The sequence below is a fragment of the Streptomyces sp. KR55 genome, from assembly GCF_052245645.1.
GTDB lineage: Bacteria > Actinomycetota > Actinomycetes > Streptomycetales > Streptomycetaceae > Streptomyces > Streptomyces flavusporus.
On the sequence record NZ_JBQQCE010000966.1, the window covers coordinates 1 to 906 of the forward strand.

The 906-nt window shown below is 73.2% G+C and carries 1 protein-coding gene; it reads left to right on the forward strand.

Annotated elements, in window-relative coordinates:
- A partial coding sequence (locus tag ACTWQJ_RS51835; protein WP_443313271.1) for a condensation domain-containing protein occupies positions 1-906 on the forward strand: 906 nt, incomplete at both ends.

Here is a 906-nt window from a genome sequence, read left to right on the forward strand (position 1 = left end):
CCCACACCGCCGGCCCCGGCAGTGGCGGTCACACCCCGTCGGACTTCCCACTGGTGGCCCTCGACCAGGCGCAGGTCGACGAGCTGGAGTCGGCGCTTCCCGAACTGGTCGACGTACTGCCGGTGTCGCCGCTCCAGGAAGGGCTGCTCTTCCACGCCCTCTTCGACGAGCAGGCCGAGGACCTGTACGTCGAGCAGATGGTGATCGACCTGCACGGCCGGGTCGACGCCCCGACCATGCGGGCGTCCTGGCAGGCGCTGCTCGACCGGCACCAGACCCTGCGGGTCGGATTCCGGCAACTGACCGGGGTGCAACAACCCGTGCAGACCGTCGTACGGCACACGGAACTGCCGTGGCGCGAGGAGGACCTGTCCGCCCTGGACGCGGACGCCGCCTGGGCGGAGTCGGAGCGGACCGCGGCCGAGGAACGCGCCCGGCGCTTCGACCTGGCGCAGCCGCCGCTGCTGAAGGTCGCACTGGTCGACGCCGGACACGGCCGCGTACGGATGCTGGTGACGCTGCACCACCTGCTGCTGGACGGCTGGTCGCTGCCGATCCTGATGCGGGAGCTGTGGGCCTGCTACGCGGCGGGCGGCAGCGCCGACGGCCTGCCCTCCGTGGTGCCCTACCGCGACTACGCCTCCTGGCTCGCCCGCCAGGACCAGGACGCCGCACGCCGGGCCTGGCACCAGGCCCTGGACGGGGTCGAGGAACCGACACTCGTCGCCCCCGCCGACCGCACGCTCCCCGCCTCCGCGGTACTCGACCGAGTGACCACGCGGACCGGTGAGGACCTGGGCGCGGCACTGGAGGACCTGGCACGCGCGCAGGGCGTGACGCTGAACACGGTGGTGCAGGCCGCGTGGGCGGTGGTGGTGGGGCAGTTGGCGGGCCGGCGTGATGTGG